Genomic DNA, 1,454 nt, shown 5'->3' on the forward strand with positions numbered 1-1,454 from the left:
TCACTGAACGTCACCACCGAATATGCGCCAGAGCCATGACGACTGTGTAAGCCAGAGGTGGACCAGGATTGATTTACCTTGATCGGGTAGGTCAGAAATGGACACCGAATGACACAGATCGTTACGCCTCGGACAAATGACGAGGCGGCGGTGCGGAGGGTTGCGGAGGCTTTTTCTCCGGAAACGATTGACGCGTTGTTGAAGGATGCGAAAGCGACCGGAACGCCGGTCGATGGGGTTGATGGTTTGTTGAACCAGATGACGAAGGCCGTCCTGGAGCGTGCCCTGCAGGTCGAGATGACGGACCATCTCGGGTACGAGGTCGGCGATCCGGCCGGACACGGCACGGGGAACTCCCGTAACGGGAGGTCCACGAAGACGGTGTCGACGCGTAACGGGCCGGTCGACATTGAGGTGCCGCGTGACCGGAACGGCTCGTTCGAGCCGATGATCGTACCGAAGCATGCCCGTCGGATAGGGAACCTCGACGACACGATCCTGTCGTTGTACTCGCGGGGAATGACGACGCGCGACATCGAGGCGCACCTGGGCGAGGTCTACGGCGTCCATGCATCCCGGGAACTGATCTCGAATGTCACCGAGGTGGTGGTCGACGAAATCAAGGCGTGGCAGTCCCGGCCACTCGACGAGGTCTACCCGATCCTGTACGTGGATGGTCTGCGGATCCGGGTCAAGGACAACGGTGTGGTCACGACCAAGGTCGCCTACCTGGCCGTGGGTGTCGACGTCGACGGGCGCAAGCACGCGCTGGGCTGCTGGATCCAGGACACCGAGGGGGCGAAGTTCTGGCAGAAGGTCCTGGCCGATCTGCGCAACCGCGGTGTGCGCGACATCCTGATCGTGTGCTGCGACGGGCTCACCGGCCTGCCCGAGGCCGTCGTCGCGGTCTTTCCCGAGACCGTGGTGCAGACGTGCGTTGTCCACGTGATCCGCAACGCGATGCGTTTCGTCTCCTACAACGATCGGAAAGCCGTCGTCAGGGCCATGAAGGAGATCTACACCGCGCCTACTCTCGAAGCCGCCGAACTCGGCCTGGCCGCCTTCGACAAGAACTTCGGGACCCAGTACCCCGGCGCCGTCGACGTATGGCGTCACGCGTGGGCGGAGTTCATTCCTTTTCTGGACTACCCGCCGGAGCTCCGGAAAATCGTCTACACGACCAACGCCATCGAGTCGATGAACTTCCAACTCCGGAAAATCACGAAGAATCGAGGCCATTTCCCGGACCGTGACGCGGCGATGAAGCTACTCTACCTGGGACTCCGGAACATATCGAGCCACCGGGGCGGCGAGTCCGGGACCGGGACCCACGGCTGGAAAATCGCGCTCAACTCGCTGGTCAACCTCTTCCCGGGACGCTTGCCATTCTGATAATGTGAACTTGTAGGCTGGTGTTCATCTCTGGCTTACACGAAAATCGTGACAGGCTCGCG

At 61.3% G+C, this 1,454-nt stretch carries 1 protein-coding gene; it reads left to right on the forward strand.

Annotated features, from left to right (window positions below):
- The first annotated feature begins 108 nt into the window (after positions 1–108).
- Positions 109–1,392: an IS256 family transposase gene (locus tag BCD48_RS21975; RefSeq protein WP_071050285.1), complete on the forward strand. Its 1,284-nt coding sequence runs from the start codon at positions 109–111 to the stop codon at positions 1,390–1,392.
- Positions 1,393–1,454: the final 62 nt, after the last annotated feature.

The organism is Pseudofrankia coriaricola (assembly GCF_001854805.1).
In the GTDB taxonomy this organism is placed as follows: domain Bacteria; phylum Actinomycetota; class Actinomycetes; order Frankiales; family Frankiaceae; genus Pseudofrankia.

What these genes read in the sequence shown, in the direction of transcription:
- BCD48_RS21975 (WP_071050285.1), top strand. Translation starts at nt 109, where the DNA reads ATGACACAGATCGTTACGCCTCGGACAAATGACGAGGCGGCGGTGCGG.